Origin of the sequence: Labrenzia sp. C1B70 (assembly GCF_000475395.1) — a bacterium.
In the GTDB taxonomy this organism is placed as follows: domain Bacteria; phylum Pseudomonadota; class Alphaproteobacteria; order Rhizobiales; family Stappiaceae; genus Roseibium; species Roseibium algicola.
The window spans coordinates 1-611 of record NZ_AXCE01000046.1 but is presented as its reverse complement, the minus strand read 5'-3'; the positions used below and the strand labels follow the sequence as shown (position 1 = coordinate 611).

At 61.2% G+C, this 611-nt stretch carries 1 protein-coding gene; it reads right to left on the bottom strand.

The window, feature by feature from the left end; genetic code table 11:
• Positions 1-611, bottom strand: a 611-nt coding sequence (locus Q666_RS59195; RefSeq protein WP_023014611.1) for a porin, incomplete at both ends; no start/stop codon positions are given.

Below are 611 nucleotides of genomic sequence, written 5' to 3'. Positions count from 1 at the left end.
CGCTGCATACGAACACCGAAGAGGAGTTCGTCAACGTCAGATGCGTTGTCCGGGTCGGTGTTGGCGTAACCAACGTCAGCACCCATTACGAAGCCAGAGACCGGCTCCCACTGTACGGAACCGTCGATTGCCCAACGGGACAGGTCGGTTGCGCCGTTCGGCTGATCGATGTCCATGTAGGAACCGTCGAGAGCAAGACCGATCGTGGAAGTTGCCTGGATGTAAGCACCAGCCGACAGGGAGTAACCGGTGGAGGTGCCGCTGGTCGGGCCGTAATCGGAGACTGCTACGCCGCCAACGGTGCTGCCTGCGCCGATGTAGGACAGAGCGCCGTCTGCGTAGAAGCCCTGGAAGAAGATGTTGGAGCCCGGGGAAGCCATCGGGATGTTGACAGCAACACCACCGCCGATTGCCCAACCGAAGGAATCGTCAGCACCGTTGTTGGTTGCGCCGGTCTGGTGTGCGTTTGCACGATCCGGGTAAACCTGGTGCAGAGCACCGGACAGCTGTGCAGAACCCCAGCCCTGGGAAACGCCGAGAGCAGCGACCAGGTCCGGTGCACGAGTGCCGCCGTAGGTGCCAACTTCACGATGCGAACGATCTTCCAGAGC